We start from the raw sequence: 16,578 nt of genomic DNA, 5'->3' as shown, positions 1-16,578 counted from the left end.
AGCCGCAAAGAACAATACAGCCCTCCGGTTAGAGTTTACCGAATGATGATCCGCCAACCCCGTAGCGTTTTAGGACGGTCTGCCTGACTTTTTCAACGTATCAGCCGCTCATTGAAATCAGTCGAGAATCTTTGTTGCAAAACGCGCTCGCAAAATTAAGTGAATTGCCGGGGATTTTTGGGGCAGGATTCCAACCTGTGGCGCATTTGGGTGTGCCTAACAGTGACAGTCGAATGTGACGTTCCCTTCCGTCACATTAGGGTTGATTGTGACATTCTGCGACAAGCGGACGCGGAAGCCGTCTATCGTCACGGTTTGCACGCTTGTTCGTCGCGTAGGCCAAAATCTTAGGTTCGGGCCGACTAGGCCAAGGAGGATGGAGCGCCGACTTTGCCACATTCGCACTTCTCGCTGTCATGCTGGGCGAAGGTGGCGGCGGTCGGATGAAGAGTGCAGCGCGGTGTGCGCTAAAGACCCAAGAAATCAGCAGTTTACCCGAATTTCCTTTCGTTTGGATTCACCCTCCCTCCACTCCGTCTGAAAACGCCACGCCTCCTCCTGTTGCGTGAACGACGAACGGACTGTCGCAAAGGGGCTAGGCGGCGCGGACGTGAACGCGTTAGTGTGGAGAGATATGCGGGCGCGGCCCATGTGACGGTTCAATGACGGCGGCTCGATTGCAAATGGCGCCGAGGCGCTTTAGGAAGCAGGGATGGACGAACTCTTTTCGCATTTGCCGGCATTCCTGCCCGGAACCGTCTGGCTCACGGGCGCCGGTCCCGGCGATCCCGGCCTGCTGACGCTGCTCGCCGTCAAGGCGCTGCGCGAGGCCGATGTGATCGTCTATGACGCGCTGGTCGACGAATCCTGCCTCAAATTCGCCCATGCCGGCGCCGAGCTCGAATATGCCGGCAAACGCGGCGGCAAGCCGTCGGCCAAGCAGCGCGACATTTCCCTTCGTCTCGTCGATCTCGCCAAGCAGGGCAAGCGCGTGCTGCGCCTGAAGGGTGGCGATCCCTTCGTGTTCGGGCGCGGCGGCGAAGAGGCGCTGACGCTGGTGGATCACGGCGTCGATTTCCGCATCGTGCCGGGTGTGACAGCAGGGATCGGCGGGCTCGCTTATGCCGGTATTCCGGTGACCCATCGCGAGGTCAATCACACCGTCACTTTTCTCACCGGTCATGATTCCTCGGGCATCGTGCCCGACAGGATCGACTGGGAGGCGGTCGGGCGCGGCTCGCCCGTGATCGTCATGTATATGGCGATGAAGCATATGGCCGAAATCGCCCGCAAGCTGATCGCCGCCGGCCGCAAGCCGCTGGAGCCCCTGGCGATCGTCTGCAACGCCGCCACCGCCCAACAGAGCGTGTATGAAACCACGCTCGCCAATGCCGACGGAGTCATCAAGGCCAACGGCATCGAACCGCCGGCCATCATCGTGCTCGGTGACGTCGTGCGCCTGCGCGGCGGGCTGGATTGGCTGGGCGCGCTGAGCGGACGCACCCTGGTCGGCGATCCGCTCGGGCCTGTCGGCCTCAAGGACCCGGCATGAGCGGTCTTCTGATCGCGGCGCCGTCGTCGGGATCGGGCAAAACCACGATCACCTTCGGCCTGCTGAGAGCGCTGAAGCGTCGCGGCGTCACGGTGAATGCCGGCAAGGCCGGACCCGATTACATCGATCCCGCCTTCCACGCCATCGCATCCGGCGGCCCTTGCGTGAATTTCGACCCCTGGGCGATGCGGCCCGAATTGTTGCATCGGCAGGCGTCGTCGGGACCGCTGATCATCGAGGCGATGATGGGCCTGTTCGACAGCGCCGCCGACGGCGTCGGATCACCTGCGCATCTGGCGAAGCTTCTGGGGCTGAACGTGGTGTTCGTGGTCGATTGCGGACGCATGTCGCAATCGGTCGGCGCGCTGGTGCGCGGCTACGCGACGCATGATCCAGAGGTCAGGATCTCCGGCCTCATCCTCAATCGGGTCGGCAGCCCCCGGCATGAGCGACTGTTGCGCAGCGGGCTCGAGGGGCTCGGTATTCCCATTCTGGGCGTGATGCCGTCCGACAAGCAGCTCAGCCTGCCGGAACGGCATCTCGGACTGGTGCAGGCGGGCGAGATCGGCGCGATCGACGCTTTCATGGATTACGCTGCGGAAAGGGTCGCGGAGCGCGTGGATATCGACGCGATGCTCAGGCTCGCTCAGCGTCCGACGGCTGCGGTCGAGGCGGTCGTCTGCCGTATTCCGCCGCTCGGTCAGAGGATCGCAGTGGCGCGCGACGAGGCCTTCGCTTTTTCCTACCCGCATCTTCTCGACGGCTGGCGGGCCGAGGGCGCGGATATCAGGTTCTTCTCGCCGCTTGCGGACGAAGCTCCTGATGAGGATGCCGACGCCGTTTATCTGCCCGGCGGCTATCCGGAACTGCATGCCGGCCGCTTGGCCGCCGCCGCCAGCTTCAAGGCGGGCATGGCGGCGCATGCGGCGGCGGGCGCGGTGATCTATGGCGAATGTGGGGGCTATATGGCGCTGGGCGAGGGGCTGATCGACGCCGGAGGGCAGCAGCATCACATGCTCGGCCTTCTGCCGCTGGTCACCACCTTCGCGGAGCGCAAGCGGCATCTCGGCTATCGCCGGGCGAGGGCGCTTTCGGGGCCCTATGCCGGCGTTCGGTTCAACGCCCATGAATTCCATTATTCCAAGGCGGCGCATGAGGGCGAGGCCGACAGGCTGTTTGCGGTGAGCGACGCCGAAGGGACCGATCTCGGCGCGGTCGGGCTCACGCGCGGCAATGTCTCCGGCTCCTACATGCATCTCATCGATCTCGGGAGCGGCTGAGCCATGACGCGCATCCTGCATGGCGGAGCGCTCGCAGCGGCGGCGCGGATCTATGGCGGCGAGCCCGGCGATTGGCTCGATCTCTCCACCGGCATCAATCCCAATCCTCCCGTCCTTCCCGACATTCCGCTCCGGATCTGGAACCGGCTCCCGGACGCCGATCTGCTCGAAAGGGCGAGAATTGCGGCGCGGGATTGGTATCTGCGCGGCGTCGAGGATGATCGCGACGCCGCCGGTCTGCCGCTCGCCGTTCCGGGCACGCAGGCGCTGATCCAGATCCTGCCGCGTCTCGCGCCGGCCGATCGTCCGGTGGCGATTCTCTCGCCGACCTATGGCGAATATGGCCTGTGCTTCCGCCGCGCCGGCTTTCGGGTCGACGAGATCGCTGGCATGGCTGATCTGCGGCCCGACCACGGCCTGGTCATCGTCGTCAATCCCAACAATCCGACCGGCCGCCAGTACGACACAGACGACCTCAGGGATCTGGCGCAGAAGCTGGAGGCGTCCGGCGCGCGGCTGCATGTCGACGAAGCCTTCGGCGATTCCCGTCCCGAGGCGACGCTGGCCGGCTTCGCGGCCTCGACCGCCAATGTCACCGTCAGCAGGTCGTTTGGAAAATTCTTCGGCCTGGCGGGCGTGCGGCTCGGTTTCGTCTTCACCAATGCGTTGACGCTTGATTTCATTGAGGCCGAGCTCGGGCCCTGGGCCGTCTCAGGCCCCGCATTGCATCTCGCCGCCGAACTGATGTCGGGCGACGCCAGCCGTGTCGCGCAAGGCATCGCCGCGCGGTCGGCGGCGCTTGCGGCGGCGCTCGACGGCGCCGGGCTTCGGCGCGTCGGCGGCACGGATCTCTTCCAGACGGTTGCGCACGAAAATGCCGCGGCGCTCTTTGAACATCTCGCACGCTCCCATATATTGGTCCGCAAGTTCGACTATGCCGCCGACTGGCTGCGGATCGGACTTGCGCCGGATGAGGAAGGGGACCGGAGGCTGGCCCAAGCGCTCGCCTCCTTCGAGGGATAGATGCTCACATTGATCATGCTGGCGGTCGCGCTGACGCTCGACCGCTTCGTCGGCGATCCGCACTGGCTCTGGGCGAAAATCCCGCATCCGGTGGTCGTCTTCGGCAAGACGATTTCCTTTTTCGACAAGCAGTTCAACGGCAAGGGCCTGAACGATCGCGACCGCCGCTCCTATGGCGTGCTGAGCATCGTCGCGCTCCTGTTCGGCAGCATTCTGGTCGGCTGGTTCTTTCACCGCCTGTTGATGGCGCTCGGGCCGTTTGGCGTCATCCTCGAAGTGCTGATCGTGGCGGTCCTGCTCGCCCAGAAGAGCCTGTCGGACCATGTCGCCGCCGTCTCGGCCGGATTGCGGGCCGAGGGGCTGGAGGGCGGCCGCAAGGCGGTGGCGATGATCGTCGGGCGCGACCCCAACAGGCTCGACCGCTCGGGAGTTTCGCGCGCCGCGATCGAAACGCTGGCGGAAAATTTCTCCGACGGCGTCATCGCGCCGGCGCTTTACTACGCGGTATTCGGCCTGCCCGGCATTTTCGCCTACAAGATGCTCAACACCGCCGATTCGATGATCGGCCACAAGACGCCCCGTTATCTGCAATTCGGCTGGGCCTCGGCCAGGCTCGACGACCTCGCCAACTGGCCGGCTGCGCGGCTGTCGGCGCTGGTGATTGCGCTTGCCGCCTTTTTCCAGAAAGGACCGAAGGCCGCCCGTCGGGCGCTGACGACGGCGGTGTCTGATTCCGGACTGCATCGCTCGCCGAATTCAGGCTGGCCCGAATCGGCCATGGCGGGGGCGATCGACGTGGCGCTGGCGGGACCGCGCGTTTATGCCGGCGAAACCGTGTCCGAACCCCTGCAAAACGCCGCCGGCCGCCGCGACATCGACGCAGCCGACATCGACGAGGCGCTTGGCGTCTACGCGTCGTCCTGCACTGTGTTCAATGTGGCGGTTGCGCTGTTGGCGCTTGTCCTGATGCTGGCGGCCTGACGCCGGTCAGATATCCATGCCGGCGACTTCGGCGAGGCGGTCCATGTCGGGCACGCTGACATGGCGGTTGTTTTCAACCTGGATCACGCCGTCGGCGCGCAGCTTGGTCATCTGGCGGCTGACGGTTTCGATGGTCAGGCCGAGGAAATCGGCAATGTCGGCGCGCGACAGCGGCAGGTCGAAGCTGGTTTCGTCCAGGCTTTCGGGATCGAAATGGGTGGCGATCATGTAGAGGAAGCTCGCGACCTTCTCCTGCGCGGTCTTGCGGCCGAGCGTCAGCATCCAGTCGCGGGCCTCGTCGAGTTCGGCGAGCGCCTGGTTGTGGAGCCGATGTTCGAGTTCGGGAGAGCCGGCCACCAGGCGGTCGAGCACGCCCTTCGGCATGGAGCAGATTTCGCTTTCGGTTGCGGCTTCCGCCGTCAGGCTGCTCTCGGTGGAGAAGGGGCGGCCGAGGAAATCGGGCGCGAATTGCAGCCCGACGATCTGCTGGCGTCCGTCCGACAGCATTTTCGTCAGCTTCACCACGCCTTTGAGAATATTGGCGTAGGCGGCGATCTTTTCGCCCTGTCCCTGAAGCTCCGCGCCGGCTGACAGTTTCTTGCGGGTGGTGAATTTGCTGAGTTCGGTCAGTTGCTGGGCGTTCATGGCGCCGCAGACGCCGCCATGCCGCGCTTCGCAGGCCCTGCAAACCACCGGAATTTCGGAATTGTGAATGTCCCTACGCGGATTGTCCATCGCCCTCGACCCGTTTGTCTTCAGTGCTTATAGCCGCCTAAATTTTCTTGCGAAATGCGACCAATGTTCTGTGGTCCGTTTTGACTATGAACTTGACGATATGTAAATTTCCAGAAGCGCGAATTGATTGAGATCAAAGTTGAAACGCGGAGTCGGAACTAGGGTCCATGTCAATGGAGGACCCGATGGCCCAGCATCTTCTCAGCAAATATTCCGGCAACGTGCCGCGCTACACGTCCTATCCCACCGCGCCGCATTTTCACGAAGAGATCGGCCCCTCCACCTATGCGACCTGGCTCGGGGCGCTCGGAGCGCGCGACACGGTGTCGCTCTACATCCACATCCCCTATTGTGACCGGCTCTGTTGGTTCTGCGCCTGCCACACCAAGCAGACGCAGAAATATGAGCCTGTCAGGGCCTATCTCGATGCGCTCTATCGCGAGATCGAAACGGTGGGCGCGCGGGTGTCGCCCGAGGCTCTTGTGACGGCGCTGCATCTCGGCGGCGGCTCGCCCACCATGCTCGCGCCGGAGGACATGATCGAGCTCAAGGCGCGGCTCGCCTCGGCCTTCACTTTCTCGCCGGATGCAGAGATCAGCGTCGAGATGGATCCGAACGATCTCGATGGACCGCGTTACGACGCGCTGGCGGCGATCGGCATGACCCGCGCGAGCCTCGGCGTGCAGGATTTCACCGACAAGGTCCAGCAGGCGATCAATCGCATCCAGACCTTCTCCCAGACGCGCAGCGTGGTCGAGGAGGTACGCAAGCGGGGCGTCAGGTCGCTGAATTGCGATATCGTCTACGGCCTGCCGCATCAGACGATGGAAACGCTCGCCGAAACCATCGACGACATCATCTATCTCAACCCGGACCGCATCGCGCTGTTCGGCTATGCCCATGTGCCGTGGATGAAGAAGCACCAGACGATGATCGACGAGTCCTCGCTTCCGGGGCCGGAGATGCGCTACCGCCTGATGAACAGGGCGGGCGGCATGTTGCGGGAGGCCGGTTACATTCCGATCGGCATCGACCATTTCGCCCGTCCCGGCGATCCGCTCGCCGTGGCGATGCAGGAGGGCAGGCTCACGCGCAATTTCCAGGGCTATACGGATGAAGGCGCGACCGCGCTGATCGGCCTCGGCGCCTCGTCTATCGGAAAACTGCCGCAAGGCTATGTCCAGAACAATCCGGCCACGGGCGTCTATCAGAAGCAGGCGCTGTCAGGCGAGTTGACGACTGTGCGCGGCGTCGCCTTCAGCGAGGACGATCTCTTGCGCGCCTATGTCATCGAGCGGTTGATGTGCGATTATCAGTTGTCCTTCGCCGATCTTTCGGCGCGCTTCGGGGCCGTTGCGGGAACGATCCTGGCCGAGGCGCAGTCGATGGTTGCCGCCGATTCTGACGGACATATCGCTCTTGTTGGCGATCGTCTCGTTGTCGCGGACGAGGCGAAACCCTTTGTGCGTTCGATCGCTGCCGGTTTCGACGCCTATCTGAACCGCGGACTCGGAAGACATTCGGCCGCCGTTTGAACACGGCGCGGGCAAAGTCATCCAGTTCGGAGGCTCGCGCCCAGCCAGAGCCCAGGCGGACGGAATAGGGAGAATGCCCCCAGAAAAAGTGTATTGAAATTCATTCGCTATCGGGTCTCGTTTGCAAATATGCGCATATCAAACTTTACAGATGGCTGGTGTAAAATATACATAAGCCATCGAGCCTGCGATTTTATCGCGTTCGCTGGAAGGATTGAGTGGGGGAGCGGAATTGCGATCTCTGATAAATGAGTTGCGCGACAAATGCATTCAGTTATCTGACGCCGTCGCTCTCGGCGAGGATGATCTCGTTGAGCGGCTCGACAGCGAAATACAGCCGATGATCCGTCAGGTGCTTTGGGATGTGGGACAATGCCCGGAAGAGCATTACCAGCAGCTCAGGGCGATCTGCGAATTGCTGCAGGATGACGCCGGCGATCGGGCGAGCGTGGTGGACAAGGCGAGCGCCATGATGAAGGTGCTGGACCGCATGTTCCGCGACCGCGCGCGCAACGCCGCGGCGGAAAGCAAGAAAACAGGTGGTTTGCGGGCCAGCAACGAAATCAATCAGGCGCTGCTAGACCAGTTGCCGGACAGCGTGCTTCTTGTAGGGCGTGACGGGAACCTGATCTTCGCCAACAAGCGTTTCTGCTCGCGCTTCGGATGCGATCCGGAAGACGCGGTTGGCGCGCCGTTGAAGAGCTTTTTCTGCAATGACGGTCATTATTTCGAAATCGCTCCATTTATCGATCGGGCAATGTCCGACGGCGTCGCGACGAGCGGCTTGCGCTTTGATCGCTTCGTCTCGGACATTAAGCCTTTCGAACTCGGTGGCCAAAAGTCGGGGGCTGTCATGCTTCTCATCCGGACCGTAGCGCCGGTGGAACATTGAGCGGTTTTTTACTGCGCGAGCCCGAAAGGGCGCAATCACGCGCTTTCGCGTGATCAGTGCGCGAAACTCTTTCCCTCTTTGGCTGAAATTGCTTTAGAAGCGAAATCCGACGCTGTTATTCGGAGAAAAGACGTTGCAGATCGACGATGTATTGTCCGCCGTGTACCGGGACGTCGCCCCCCATATCGGCGAAGGCAAGGTGGCGGACTATATTCCCGCCCTCGCCAAGGTCGATCCCCGAAAATTCGGCATGGCGATCGTGACCATCGACGGGGCCGTGCACCAGATCGGCGATGCGGAGGAAGTCTTTTCCATCCAGAGCATTTCCAAAGTCTTCACGCTGACGCTCGCCTTGGGCCGCGTGGGCGAGGGGCTGTGGAAACGTGTCGGCCGAGAGCCGTCGGGCACGGCTTTCAATTCGATCGTGCAGCTCGAAAACGAGCACGGCATCCCGCGCAATCCGTTCATCAACGCCGGCGCCATCGTCGTGGCCGACACGCTCCTGTCCGGACACCAGCCGCGGGAAACGCTGGGCGAAATCCTCAGCTTCGTGCGCGGTCTCGCCAATGACGAGTCGATCTATATCGACGCAGAGGTGGCGCGGTCCGAGCAAATGACCGGCTTCCGCAACGCAGCGCTCGCCAACTACATGTATTCCTTCGGCAATATCCACAATCCCGTCGAGAAGACGCTGGGCGTCTATTATCATCAATGCGCGCTGGCAATGAATTGCGTTCAACTCGCCCGCGCCGGCGTGTACCTCGCCAACAATGGCCGCATCTCCGCCAAAGGGCCGAACGCGGTGTCGGCTGAACGGGCGCGGCGCATCAATGCGTTGATGATGACCTGCGGCCATTACGACGCCTCGGGCGACTTCGCCTTTCATGTCGGTCTTCCGGGAAAGAGCGGCGTCGGCGGCGGCATTCTCTGCATCGCCCCGGGCAAGGCGGCGATCGCGGTCTGGTCTCCCGGGCTCAACGAAAACGGAAATTCCGCCACGGGCACGCGCGCGCTGGATTATCTCGCGCGTCGTACGGGCTGGTCCGTTTTCGGGTGACTGCTCGCCGTTTAGGCGTCTTCCTCGCCAGTTTCGGCTCAATCCGATCGCCGCAACTCAATCAAAAAATAGCTAAGTAATTGAATTAAATAAGTTAACTCAGTTGCGACCAAATTTGCCCGGTTGCCTGAATTAATATCAGTATGCTAAGTAATTCTCGTGGCGCAGGCGAAAGGCAATCCTCGCTTTTTGAACCTGCGGCGCTCGGCGACTTCCCCTGCAAGTCAACACGCCAGCGTCTGAGATTTAGACCGCGCCATGTCCGCCTCTTCCCTGGGCGGTCCCCAAAAAGAAGTCCCCGGCGCGCCCTCCAGGAGCCGGGGACTTTTTGTTTCCGAGGCTCGATTTCATCCGGCCCGTTCGAACCTGGCGTCGTCGAGCTTGTCGATCAGGTGCTCGCGCTCGAAGGCGATGTGCCGGCGAACGGCTTCGAAGAAGCCGCGCAGCATGTAGCCTGTGGCCTCCATATTGATTTCGCCGCCGCCAGCGCCGAGCAGCAGAAGGCGTTCCGAAAGTTCTTCGGCGAAACATTCGTCTTCGAAATGTTCGAATTTCAGCCGGGCGAGGGTCTTGCTGAGATCGCCCGCGAGGCCGCGGGTCTCGAGCGCGGGAAACAGCACATTCTCTTCGTAGTGATGCAGGCCCTTGATCATCGGCCCCAGCGCCTTGGCGGCGTAAAGGCATTTCTGACGATTGACATTGGCGGGGAGGGAATCGGCGATCTGTTCCAGCTCGGCGCAGAGGCGCAATTGCTCCTGATGCGCATTCAGCCACCAGTCGAGAGGCAGGTGCGCGCCTGCCGTATTCGATGCGGCTCTGTTGCCGGCTTCTTCGAGGATCAGTTCGGACATATCGGTCACCCCTCGGGCATTGTCGCGTATATCCACAATCGCTGGAAAAAGCCGTTTGAGCCTTGATTCAGATCAAGGCTGCTTTTGCCCCTTCCTGAGATGTGTCGAGGGACCGCAGAGGAATCTTCGTCTTTGGGCTCCTTTGCGTCTTGGTCCGGCTTCGGACGAAGAAATCCAGGGACGTTGGGGGATGCCAACAATGAATTACACACTCGAAACGATACTCGTGGCGCTGGGCGCCTTCCTGGCGCTGCTTGCCGCCGGGTTCGCCCAGGACCACCTGTTCCAGCAGCATATGTTCATCGCGTTCATATCGCTCACGCTCGGAACGATCCTTCTGCTTCGCCATGCGAAATTCGCGCCGGCGGGTCAGGTTTCCGCCGCTCAGGCGAAGTCCGAATACAATGACGGCGTGGTGCGCTACGGCGTCATCGCAACCACCTTCTGGGGCATCGTCGGCTTTCTGGTCGGCGTCGTCGTGGCGCTGCAGCTCGCCTTTCCGGACCTCAATATCGAGCCCTGGCTGAATTTCGGCCGCACGCGCCCGCTGCATACGTCCGCCGTGATCTTCGCCTTCGGCGGCAATGCGCTATTGGCGACCTCCCTTTACGTTGTCCAGCGCACCAACCGCGTCCGTCTGTTCGGCGGCAACCTCGCCTGGTTCGTGTTCTGGGGCTACCAGCTGTTCATCGTGATGGCCGCCACCGGCTATCTGCTCGGCATCACCCAGGGCAAGGAATATGCCGAGCCTGAATGGTATGTCGACCTGTGGCTGACGATCGTCTGGGTCTGTTATCTCGTCGTCTTCCTGGGCACGCTGCTGATCCGCAAGGAGCCGCATATCTATGTGGCGAACTGGTTCTACCTGTCCTTCATCGTGACGATCGCGATGCTGCATGTGGTGAACAATCTCGCGATCCCGGTCTCCTTCCTCGGCGTGAAGTCCTATCCGGTCTTCGCCGGCGTGCAGGATGCGCTGACGCAGTGGTGGTACGGCCATAACGCGGTGGGCTTCTTCCTGACCGCAGGCTTTCTCGGCATGATGTATTATTTCGTGCCCAAGCAGGCCAACCGTCCGGTCTATTCCTATCGCCTGTCGATCATCCATTTCTGGGCGCTGATCTTCATGTATATCTGGGCCGGTCCGCACCACCTGCATTATACGGCTCTGCCCGACTGGGCGCAGACGCTCGGCATGGTGTTCTCGGTGATGCTGTGGATGCCCTCCTGGGGCGGCATGATCAACGGTCTGATGACGCTTTCGGGCGCCTGGGACAAGATCCGCACCGACCCGATCATCCGCATGATGGTCATGGCCATCGCCTTTTACGGCATGTCGACCTTCGAAGGCCCGATGATGTCGATCAAGGCGGTCAACTCGCTCAGCCACTACACCGAATGGACCATCGGTCACGTGCATTCCGGCGCGCTCGGCTGGGTCGGCATGATCACCTTCGGCGCCGTCTATTACCTGACGCCCAAGCTGTGGAACCGTCAGCGCCTGTACAGCCTGCGTCTGGTCAACTGGCACTTCTGGCTCGCCACGATCGGCATCGTGATCTACGCCGCCGCTCTTTGGGTCGCCGGCATCCAGCAGGGCCTGATGTGGCGCGAGTACAACGAGCAGGGCTTCCTGGTCTATTCCTTCGCGGAATCGGTCGCGGCCATGTTCCCTTACTACGTGCTGCGCGTGCTCGCCGGCGTCCTCTATCTGGCCGGTTCGCTGCTGATGGGCTTCAACATCTTCATGACAATCATGGGCTATGAACGCAAGGAAGCGCCGCTTCCGGGCGCCATGCCTGCGGCCGTACCGGCCGAGTAAGGGAGCACACTCATGGCTTTGCTTGATAAACACGCAATCCTCGAGAAAAACGCCACGCTTCTCCTGGTCGGCTCGCTGCTCGTCGTGACCATCGGCGGCATCGTGGAAATCGCGCCGCTGTTCTATCTCGAGAACACGATCGAAAAGGTGGAGGGGATGCGCCCCTACACCCCGCTCGAACTGGCCGGACGCAACATCTATATCCGCGAAGGCTGCTATGTCTGCCATAGCCAGATGATCCGTCCGTTCCGCGACGAGGTCGAACGCTACGGCCATTACAGCCTGGCGGCGGAATCGATGTACGACCATCCGTTCCAGTGGGGCTCCAAGCGCACAGGCCCGGATCTCGCCCGCGTCGGCGGCCGCTACTCCAACGAATGGCACGTGCAGCACCTGACCGAACCGCGCGACGTGGTGCCGGAATCGATCATGCCGAGCTACTCGTATCTCAAGACGACGCCGCTCGACATCAAGGACCTCAACGTCACCGCCAACCTCAAGGCCAACTCCCTGGTGGGCGTGCCTTATACGACGGAGATGCTGGACAAGGCCGTGGACGACCTGAAGGCGCAGGCCGATCCCAATGCGGACACCACCGCGCTGCTGGCCCGCTATCCCAAGGCGAAGGTCGGCGATTTCGACGGCGATCCCGCCAAGCTGACCGAGATGGACGCGCTTGTCGCCTATCTCCAGATGCTCGGCTCGCTGGTCGACTTCTCCACCTACAATGACGCCTCTGGCTATCGCTGAGGAGAGCGCCATGGAAACCTACGAAGCCATGCGCGCCTTCGCCGACAGCTGGGGAATGCTGGCCATGCTGGCCTTCTTCGCGGCGGCGATCGTCTTCATCTTCCGGCCCGGCGCGAAGAAACACGCCGACGAGGCCGCGCTTATCCCTCTCAAGGAGGATTGAACAATGGCAGAGAAACAAATCGACGAACTCTCGGGCGTCGAGACCACCGGCCATGAATGGGACGGCATCAAGGAACTCAACAACCCGATGCCGCGCTGGTGGGTCTACACCTTCTATGCGACGATCGTCTGGGCCATCGGCTACACCATCGCCTTTCCGGCATGGCCGCTCATCAGCGACGCCACGCGCGGCGTGCTGGGTTATTCCAGCCGCGGCGAACTCGCCCAGGAAGTTAGCGTCGCCTCAGAGGCGCAGAAGGTGTTCATCGACAAGATCTCGGCAACTCCGGTCGCCGACATCCCGAAGGACGCCGCACTCAATGAATTCGCCATGAACGGCGGCGCCGCCGCCTTCAAGGTGAACTGTGCGCCCTGCCATGGTTCGGGCGCGCAGGGCGGTCCCGGCTTCCCTAACCTCAACGACAATGACTGGCTGTGGGGCGGCAAGATCGACGACATCTACGCCACGATCCAGCACGGCATCCGCTCGGAGGATCCCGACACCCGGGCCTCGGAAATGCCGGCCTTCGCGGAAATGCTGCAGCCGCAGGAGATCAAGCAGGTCGCGGCCTATGTGGTCAGCCTCACCGGCACGCCGGCGGATGCGGCCATGGTCGAACCCGGCAAGCAGCTTTTTGCCGACAACTGCGCCTCCTGCCACGGCGAAAACGCCGAGGGCAACCGCGAATTCGGCGCGCCGAACCTCGCCGACGCCATCTGGCTGAAAGGCGAAGGCGAAGAAGCGGTCATCCGTCAGGTCAACGCGCCGAAGCATGGCATGATGCCCGCCTGGGGCGGTCGTCTGTCGGATGCGACGATCAAGCAGCTCGCGGTCTATGTCCACGCCTTGGGCGGCGGCGAATGAATTCCTCGCCCGGAGCAATCCGGGCGACACGATCTCTCCAGCATGATCAGCCGGATCCTTCCGGTCATGCTCGACTGCCGCGCCCCTGAAAAGGCGCGGCTTTTTTATGGGGAGCCCGAAAATTTCGGCCTTGCACGCCTGCGAGGCTGCTTGAACCGTGAAAGCGCGGCGGCTACAGGAAACATGGTCAATACAGGGAGTTGGCTGATGCCTAGAACGGTGCTGCATCTCGGAGCGCACAAAACCGCGACGACGTATATCCAGAGAAAATTCGCGCAGAACCGCGGGGTCCTGAAGCGCAATGATCTGCATTTCTTCAAGCTTGAACAGTTGCGCAAGTCGTTCACGCCTCTGGTGTATGGCGCTGGAAAAGAAAACCGAGCATTCATCGCGCAGATGGCGGAATTGGCCGCTGCCGGCGATGTCATTGTTTCCGAAGAAAATATTCTTGGAATGGCCGGCGAGTTGGTGAAGAAGGGGACCTTCTATCCCGATGCCGCCTCCCGGGTTAAGCTCGTCGTCAAAACACTGAACGTATCCGCGCCGGATATCTATCTTTCCCTGCGAGAATATTCTGCTTTCGTGGTGTCTATGTATTGTGAATATCTGCGACACCAAAAATTCATCAAGTTCGAAACCTATATGGACGCCTTCCGGGAATCGGGCTTCAATTGGGTGAAGGTGATCCGCGATGTTCGGAGCGCTGCGCCGAATGCGCGGATTTATCTCTGGGATTTCGCCAAATTCCGGACCTGCGAGAACCAGATCCTGTCACACATGATAGGGTTCGACGCCGCAGAATTGAACAGCCAGGACGAAAGCGTCCGGGAATCTTTCTCGCAGATCGCGATCAGCGCCTATGAAGCTCTTGGGACTGTGCTGGAAGGCAAGGAGCATCGCAAAATGCTCCAGATTCTGTCCGTGAATTTTCCGCGAGGCGAGCAATACCCGGCCTTCAAGCCGCTCTCGCAAAAGGAGATGGCCAGTTACCAGCAGAAATACGCCGAGGACCTCGAATTTATCGCCAGGGAATTCGAGGGCGTGTCATTTGTTGTTTGACGCGCTCGTCATGCAGTCCATCGGAGACGGACGCTTGCTCCGGCCTTCGATGGCGAGGCGATCTGGGTATTTTTGGCGTATGCCGGTTCTCAACCGTCGATGAGCGGCTTCAGTCGGCGCAATCCGAAATTTCGCCGACAACGTCGCAACAACAATAAAATTTAACATACATATTTGCGATCGGGCGCTCATTCGTTATATCCACGCTCAATCCCAAATGCTTATGAAAGCATAAGTGAGTGAGACATAATGGCAAAGCTGGCGTTTGTTGTATTGGCGCACGAGAATGCGGAGCAGGTCGGCGATCTCGTCGCGTTGTTGGCGTCCTGGAGAAGCGACACGCATGTCGTCGTCCACTATGATCTCAATTCCTCGAAATCCGAATTTGCGAAACTCTCATCCCGCTTCGCCGCGAATGATCAAGTTCATGTGCTGAAGAACCGCGTGAAATGCGGCTGGGGCGATTTCAGTCTCGTCGAAGCACCGATGCGGGCTTTGCGCCATATCAGGAAAGCCAAGCTCGACTGCGAGCGCGTCATGTTGATCAGCGGCGCTTGCATGCCGATCCGCCCCCTTGCCGAATTGTCGGATTTTCTTGATCGCCATCCGAACATGGAGTTCATCGAGAGTCGCGATGAAAACTGGATCAAGGGCGGATTGAGGCACGAACGCTACCAGTATCGACACATTTTCAACTTTCAGCGACGCTACAAGCTGTTCCACTGGAGTTACCTGGTCCAGAGAGCGATCATGCCCAAACGCAGTTTCCCCCGCGGTCTCGAACCGCGCTGGGGATCTCAATGGTGGTGCCTGAGCTGGAAGTTGTGCGAGAAAATTCTTGACTATGCCGACAAAAATGGGGCGGTCTATCGGTTTTTCAAGAATACTTGGATACCGGATGAATGCTTTTTTCAGACGATGGCTTATCGATTTACGGCGCATGACAAGATTTCCGATCGCACGCTGACGTTTTTTGAATTCAATGATTGGGGAAAACCTTTCGTATTTTTGAATGATCACCAGAATATTCTGAAGGATCTTCCATTCTTCTTTGCTCGGAAGATAGGAGGTAGAGCCTCGGCGCTTCGTGAACATTTTCGCGACGTGGCCCTACGGCCTGCCGCCAAGCCGGCGCCTCATATTCCCGCGCGCGGAGAGTTCCCATTGAGGACCGACCGGATCCTCGACGATTTGCCGAAATCGGAGGCCAATGGGCCGACTCTTTTCCACCAGTTGGGACGAAAGGGATTGGCCGCCACGCTTGCCTATTGCCAACAGCCCTACGCAGTTTTGTATGGGCCGCCCGTACTCACCGCCAAGATCGCCGCCCTGCTGCGAGAGACGACCGATCTGACGGTGCTGGGGCGCATCATGCATCCGGAGAAAGTTGATTTCGGTCCGGGTGTACGTAATTTTCAGGGGCTGACGCCCGACGATGTGGAAATCAGGAATTTCGACGGTGGAAACTATTTTTCCCGCATCCTGAGCCGCTGCTCAGCGCCTCTCGTTTTCGAACTGTGCCCCGGGGAGCATCCCATCGCCGAGCGCGCGCTTCTGCAAAGCGGCGCGGGCATGGTGCTGCCCATCGTTCCGGGGAACGTCTCCGATGAGGCGTGGTCGCTCTATTGGCTGCTCAATTCGAACGCCACGGTGAGTGAAAAACAAGGCGACGGCTCCGGTCTCCGCGCTTTGTGGAACACCATCGACACACATTTGAAGCCGGAGGCGCGAAGCGAAATACTCAAGCTGCTCCTGCGGTCCCGCGAAAAACAGGTCGCCAGCAATGAGCAGTTTCGGAAGATCAGCGCCGGAGTTTATGGGCGGGTTGGCGACGTCATCGGTGAGAACATCGCGAAAATCGATGAGGCTCTCCTGACCATCAGCCCCCAGGAAATCCTGTCGTCGATGACGCCATCGCAGCGCCCCCTGACGGATGCTTTTCTGGGCAGCGAAGGAAAGTGGGAAATTCTACGACGGGTCTTTCCCGCATGACCCTGTCCTTGCTCGCCTCTTG

Annotated in this window: 15 protein-coding genes; 13 read left to right on the top strand and 2 right to left on the bottom strand. The window is 60.7% G+C overall.

The window, feature by feature from the left end; genetic code table 11:
- The first annotated feature begins 712 nt into the window (after positions 1–712).
- The 4 genes from cobA to cbiB are packed head-to-tail and all read left to right on the top strand — an operon-like array spanning position 713 to position 4,836.
- A complete protein-coding gene (cobA, locus tag E8Q41_RS20370) occupies positions 713–1,552 on the top strand; it encodes a uroporphyrinogen-III C-methyltransferase (protein WP_137157405.1) in 840 nt (279 codons plus the stop codon).
- Positions 1,549–2,832, top strand: a complete 1,284-nt coding sequence (locus E8Q41_RS20365) for a cobyrinate a,c-diamide synthase (RefSeq protein WP_137157404.1) — start codon at positions 1,549–1,551, stop codon at positions 2,830–2,832. Before cobA ends, E8Q41_RS20365 begins: the two co-directional genes overlap by 4 nt.
- A 3-nt stretch (positions 2,833–2,835) precedes the next feature.
- Positions 2,836–3,855 (top strand): threonine-phosphate decarboxylase, encoded by a 1,020-nt coding sequence (locus E8Q41_RS20360; protein WP_137157403.1) that lies wholly within the window; start codon positions 2,836–2,838, stop codon positions 3,853–3,855.
- The gene (gene cbiB / locus E8Q41_RS20355; RefSeq protein WP_137157402.1) at positions 3,856–4,836 is read left to right on the top strand and encodes an adenosylcobinamide-phosphate synthase CbiB; all 981 of its coding nucleotides are present in this window, start codon (positions 3,856–3,858) and stop codon (positions 4,834–4,836) included. It abuts the gene before it with no gap.
- A 6-nt stretch (positions 4,837–4,842) separates the two neighbouring features.
- On the opposite strand, the gene E8Q41_RS20350 is transcribed toward cbiB, so the two are convergent.
- On the bottom strand, positions 4,843–5,571 hold the full coding sequence (locus E8Q41_RS20350) for a Crp/Fnr family transcriptional regulator (RefSeq protein ID WP_137157401.1): 729 nt from the start codon (positions 5,569–5,571) through the stop codon (positions 4,843–4,845).
- 185 nt (positions 5,572–5,756) lie between these two features.
- On the opposite strand from E8Q41_RS20350, the gene hemN reads away from it, so the two are divergent.
- The 3 genes from hemN (at position 5,757) to E8Q41_RS20335 (ending at position 9,055) form a co-directional block, all read left to right on the top strand.
- Positions 5,757–7,106: an oxygen-independent coproporphyrinogen III oxidase gene (gene hemN, locus E8Q41_RS20345; RefSeq protein WP_137157400.1), complete on the top strand. Its 1,350-nt coding sequence runs from the start codon at positions 5,757–5,759 to the stop codon at positions 7,104–7,106.
- A gap of 415 nt (positions 7,107–7,521) precedes the next feature.
- A complete protein-coding gene (locus tag E8Q41_RS20340) occupies positions 7,522–7,998 on the top strand; it encodes a PAS domain-containing protein (RefSeq protein ID WP_170976554.1) in 477 nt (158 codons plus the stop codon).
- Between the two features lie 133 nt (positions 7,999–8,131).
- On the top strand, positions 8,132–9,055 hold the full coding sequence (locus E8Q41_RS20335; RefSeq protein WP_137157398.1) for a glutaminase: 924 nt from the start codon (positions 8,132–8,134) through the stop codon (positions 9,053–9,055).
- Between the two features lie 347 nt (positions 9,056–9,402).
- Here E8Q41_RS20335 and E8Q41_RS20330 read toward each other — a convergent pair whose 3' ends face one another.
- Positions 9,403–9,906 carry a hemerythrin domain-containing protein gene (locus E8Q41_RS20330; RefSeq protein ID WP_137157397.1) on the bottom strand — a complete coding sequence of 168 codons (504 nt, stop codon included), beginning with the start codon at positions 9,904–9,906 and terminating at the stop codon, positions 9,403–9,405.
- A gap of 199 nt (positions 9,907–10,105) precedes the next feature.
- Here E8Q41_RS20330 and ccoN point away from each other — a divergent pair, with 199 nt between their 5' ends.
- From ccoN to E8Q41_RS20300, 6 genes are all read left to right on the top strand, one after another.
- Complete coding sequence (gene ccoN / locus E8Q41_RS20325; RefSeq protein ID WP_137157396.1) at positions 10,106–11,728, top strand: cytochrome-c oxidase, cbb3-type subunit I; 1,623 nt, start codon at positions 10,106–10,108, stop codon at positions 11,726–11,728.
- 12 nt (positions 11,729–11,740) lie between these two features.
- Positions 11,741–12,478, top strand: coding sequence for a cytochrome-c oxidase, cbb3-type subunit II (gene ccoO / locus E8Q41_RS20320; protein ID WP_137157395.1), 738 nt, complete (start codon positions 11,741–11,743; stop codon positions 12,476–12,478).
- Between the two features lie 10 nt (positions 12,479–12,488).
- Positions 12,489–12,641 (top strand): cbb3-type cytochrome c oxidase subunit 3, encoded by a 153-nt coding sequence (locus E8Q41_RS20315; protein ID WP_137157394.1) that lies wholly within the window; start codon positions 12,489–12,491, stop codon positions 12,639–12,641.
- A 3-nt stretch (positions 12,642–12,644) separates the two neighbouring features.
- Positions 12,645–13,505 (top strand): cytochrome-c oxidase, cbb3-type subunit III, encoded by an 861-nt coding sequence (ccoP, locus tag E8Q41_RS20310; RefSeq protein ID WP_137157393.1) that lies wholly within the window; start codon positions 12,645–12,647, stop codon positions 13,503–13,505.
- 42 nt (positions 13,506–13,547) lie between these two features.
- Complete coding sequence (locus E8Q41_RS20305; RefSeq protein ID WP_137157392.1) at positions 13,548–14,564, top strand: hypothetical protein; 1,017 nt, start codon at positions 13,548–13,550, stop codon at positions 14,562–14,564.
- 249 nt (positions 14,565–14,813) lie between these two features.
- The gene (locus E8Q41_RS20300; RefSeq protein ID WP_137157391.1) at positions 14,814–16,556 is read left to right on the top strand and encodes a beta-1,6-N-acetylglucosaminyltransferase; all 1,743 of its coding nucleotides are present in this window, start codon (positions 14,814–14,816) and stop codon (positions 16,554–16,556) included.
- Positions 16,557–16,578: the final 22 nt, after the last annotated feature.

Origin of the sequence: Rhizobium sp. FKL33, assembly GCF_005222915.1 — a bacterium.
Taxonomy (GTDB): domain Bacteria; phylum Pseudomonadota; class Alphaproteobacteria; order Rhizobiales; family Rhizobiaceae; genus Rhizobium_E.
This window is presented reverse-complemented; position numbering and strand designations above follow the sequence as displayed.

What these genes read in the sequence shown, in the direction of transcription:
- cobA (WP_137157405.1), top strand. Translation starts at nt 713, where the DNA reads ATGGACGAACTCTTTTCGCATTTGCCGGCATTCCTGCCCGGAACCGTC.
- E8Q41_RS20365 (WP_137157404.1), top strand. Translation starts at nt 1,549, where the DNA reads ATGAGCGGTCTTCTGATCGCGGCGCCGTCGTCGGGATCGGGCAAAACC.
- E8Q41_RS20360 (WP_137157403.1), top strand. Translation starts at nt 2,836, where the DNA reads ATGACGCGCATCCTGCATGGCGGAGCGCTCGCAGCGGCGGCGCGGATC.
- cbiB (WP_137157402.1), top strand. Translation starts at nt 3,856, where the DNA reads ATGCTCACATTGATCATGCTGGCGGTCGCGCTGACGCTCGACCGCTTC.
- E8Q41_RS20350 (WP_137157401.1), bottom strand. Translation starts at nt 5,571, where the DNA reads ATGGACAATCCGCGTAGGGACATTCACAATTCCGAAATTCCGGTGGTT.
- hemN (WP_137157400.1), top strand. Translation starts at nt 5,757, where the DNA reads ATGGCCCAGCATCTTCTCAGCAAATATTCCGGCAACGTGCCGCGCTAC.
- E8Q41_RS20330 (WP_137157397.1), bottom strand. Translation starts at nt 9,906, where the DNA reads ATGTCCGAACTGATCCTCGAAGAAGCCGGCAACAGAGCCGCATCGAAT.
- ccoN (WP_137157396.1), top strand. Translation starts at nt 10,106, where the DNA reads ATGAATTACACACTCGAAACGATACTCGTGGCGCTGGGCGCCTTCCTG.
- ccoO (WP_137157395.1), top strand. Translation starts at nt 11,741, where the DNA reads ATGGCTTTGCTTGATAAACACGCAATCCTCGAGAAAAACGCCACGCTT.
- E8Q41_RS20315 (WP_137157394.1), top strand. Translation starts at nt 12,489, where the DNA reads ATGGAAACCTACGAAGCCATGCGCGCCTTCGCCGACAGCTGGGGAATG.
- ccoP (WP_137157393.1), top strand. Translation starts at nt 12,645, where the DNA reads ATGGCAGAGAAACAAATCGACGAACTCTCGGGCGTCGAGACCACCGGC.
- E8Q41_RS20305 (WP_137157392.1), top strand. Translation starts at nt 13,548, where the DNA reads ATGATCAGCCGGATCCTTCCGGTCATGCTCGACTGCCGCGCCCCTGAA.
- E8Q41_RS20300 (WP_137157391.1), top strand. Translation starts at nt 14,814, where the DNA reads ATGGCAAAGCTGGCGTTTGTTGTATTGGCGCACGAGAATGCGGAGCAG.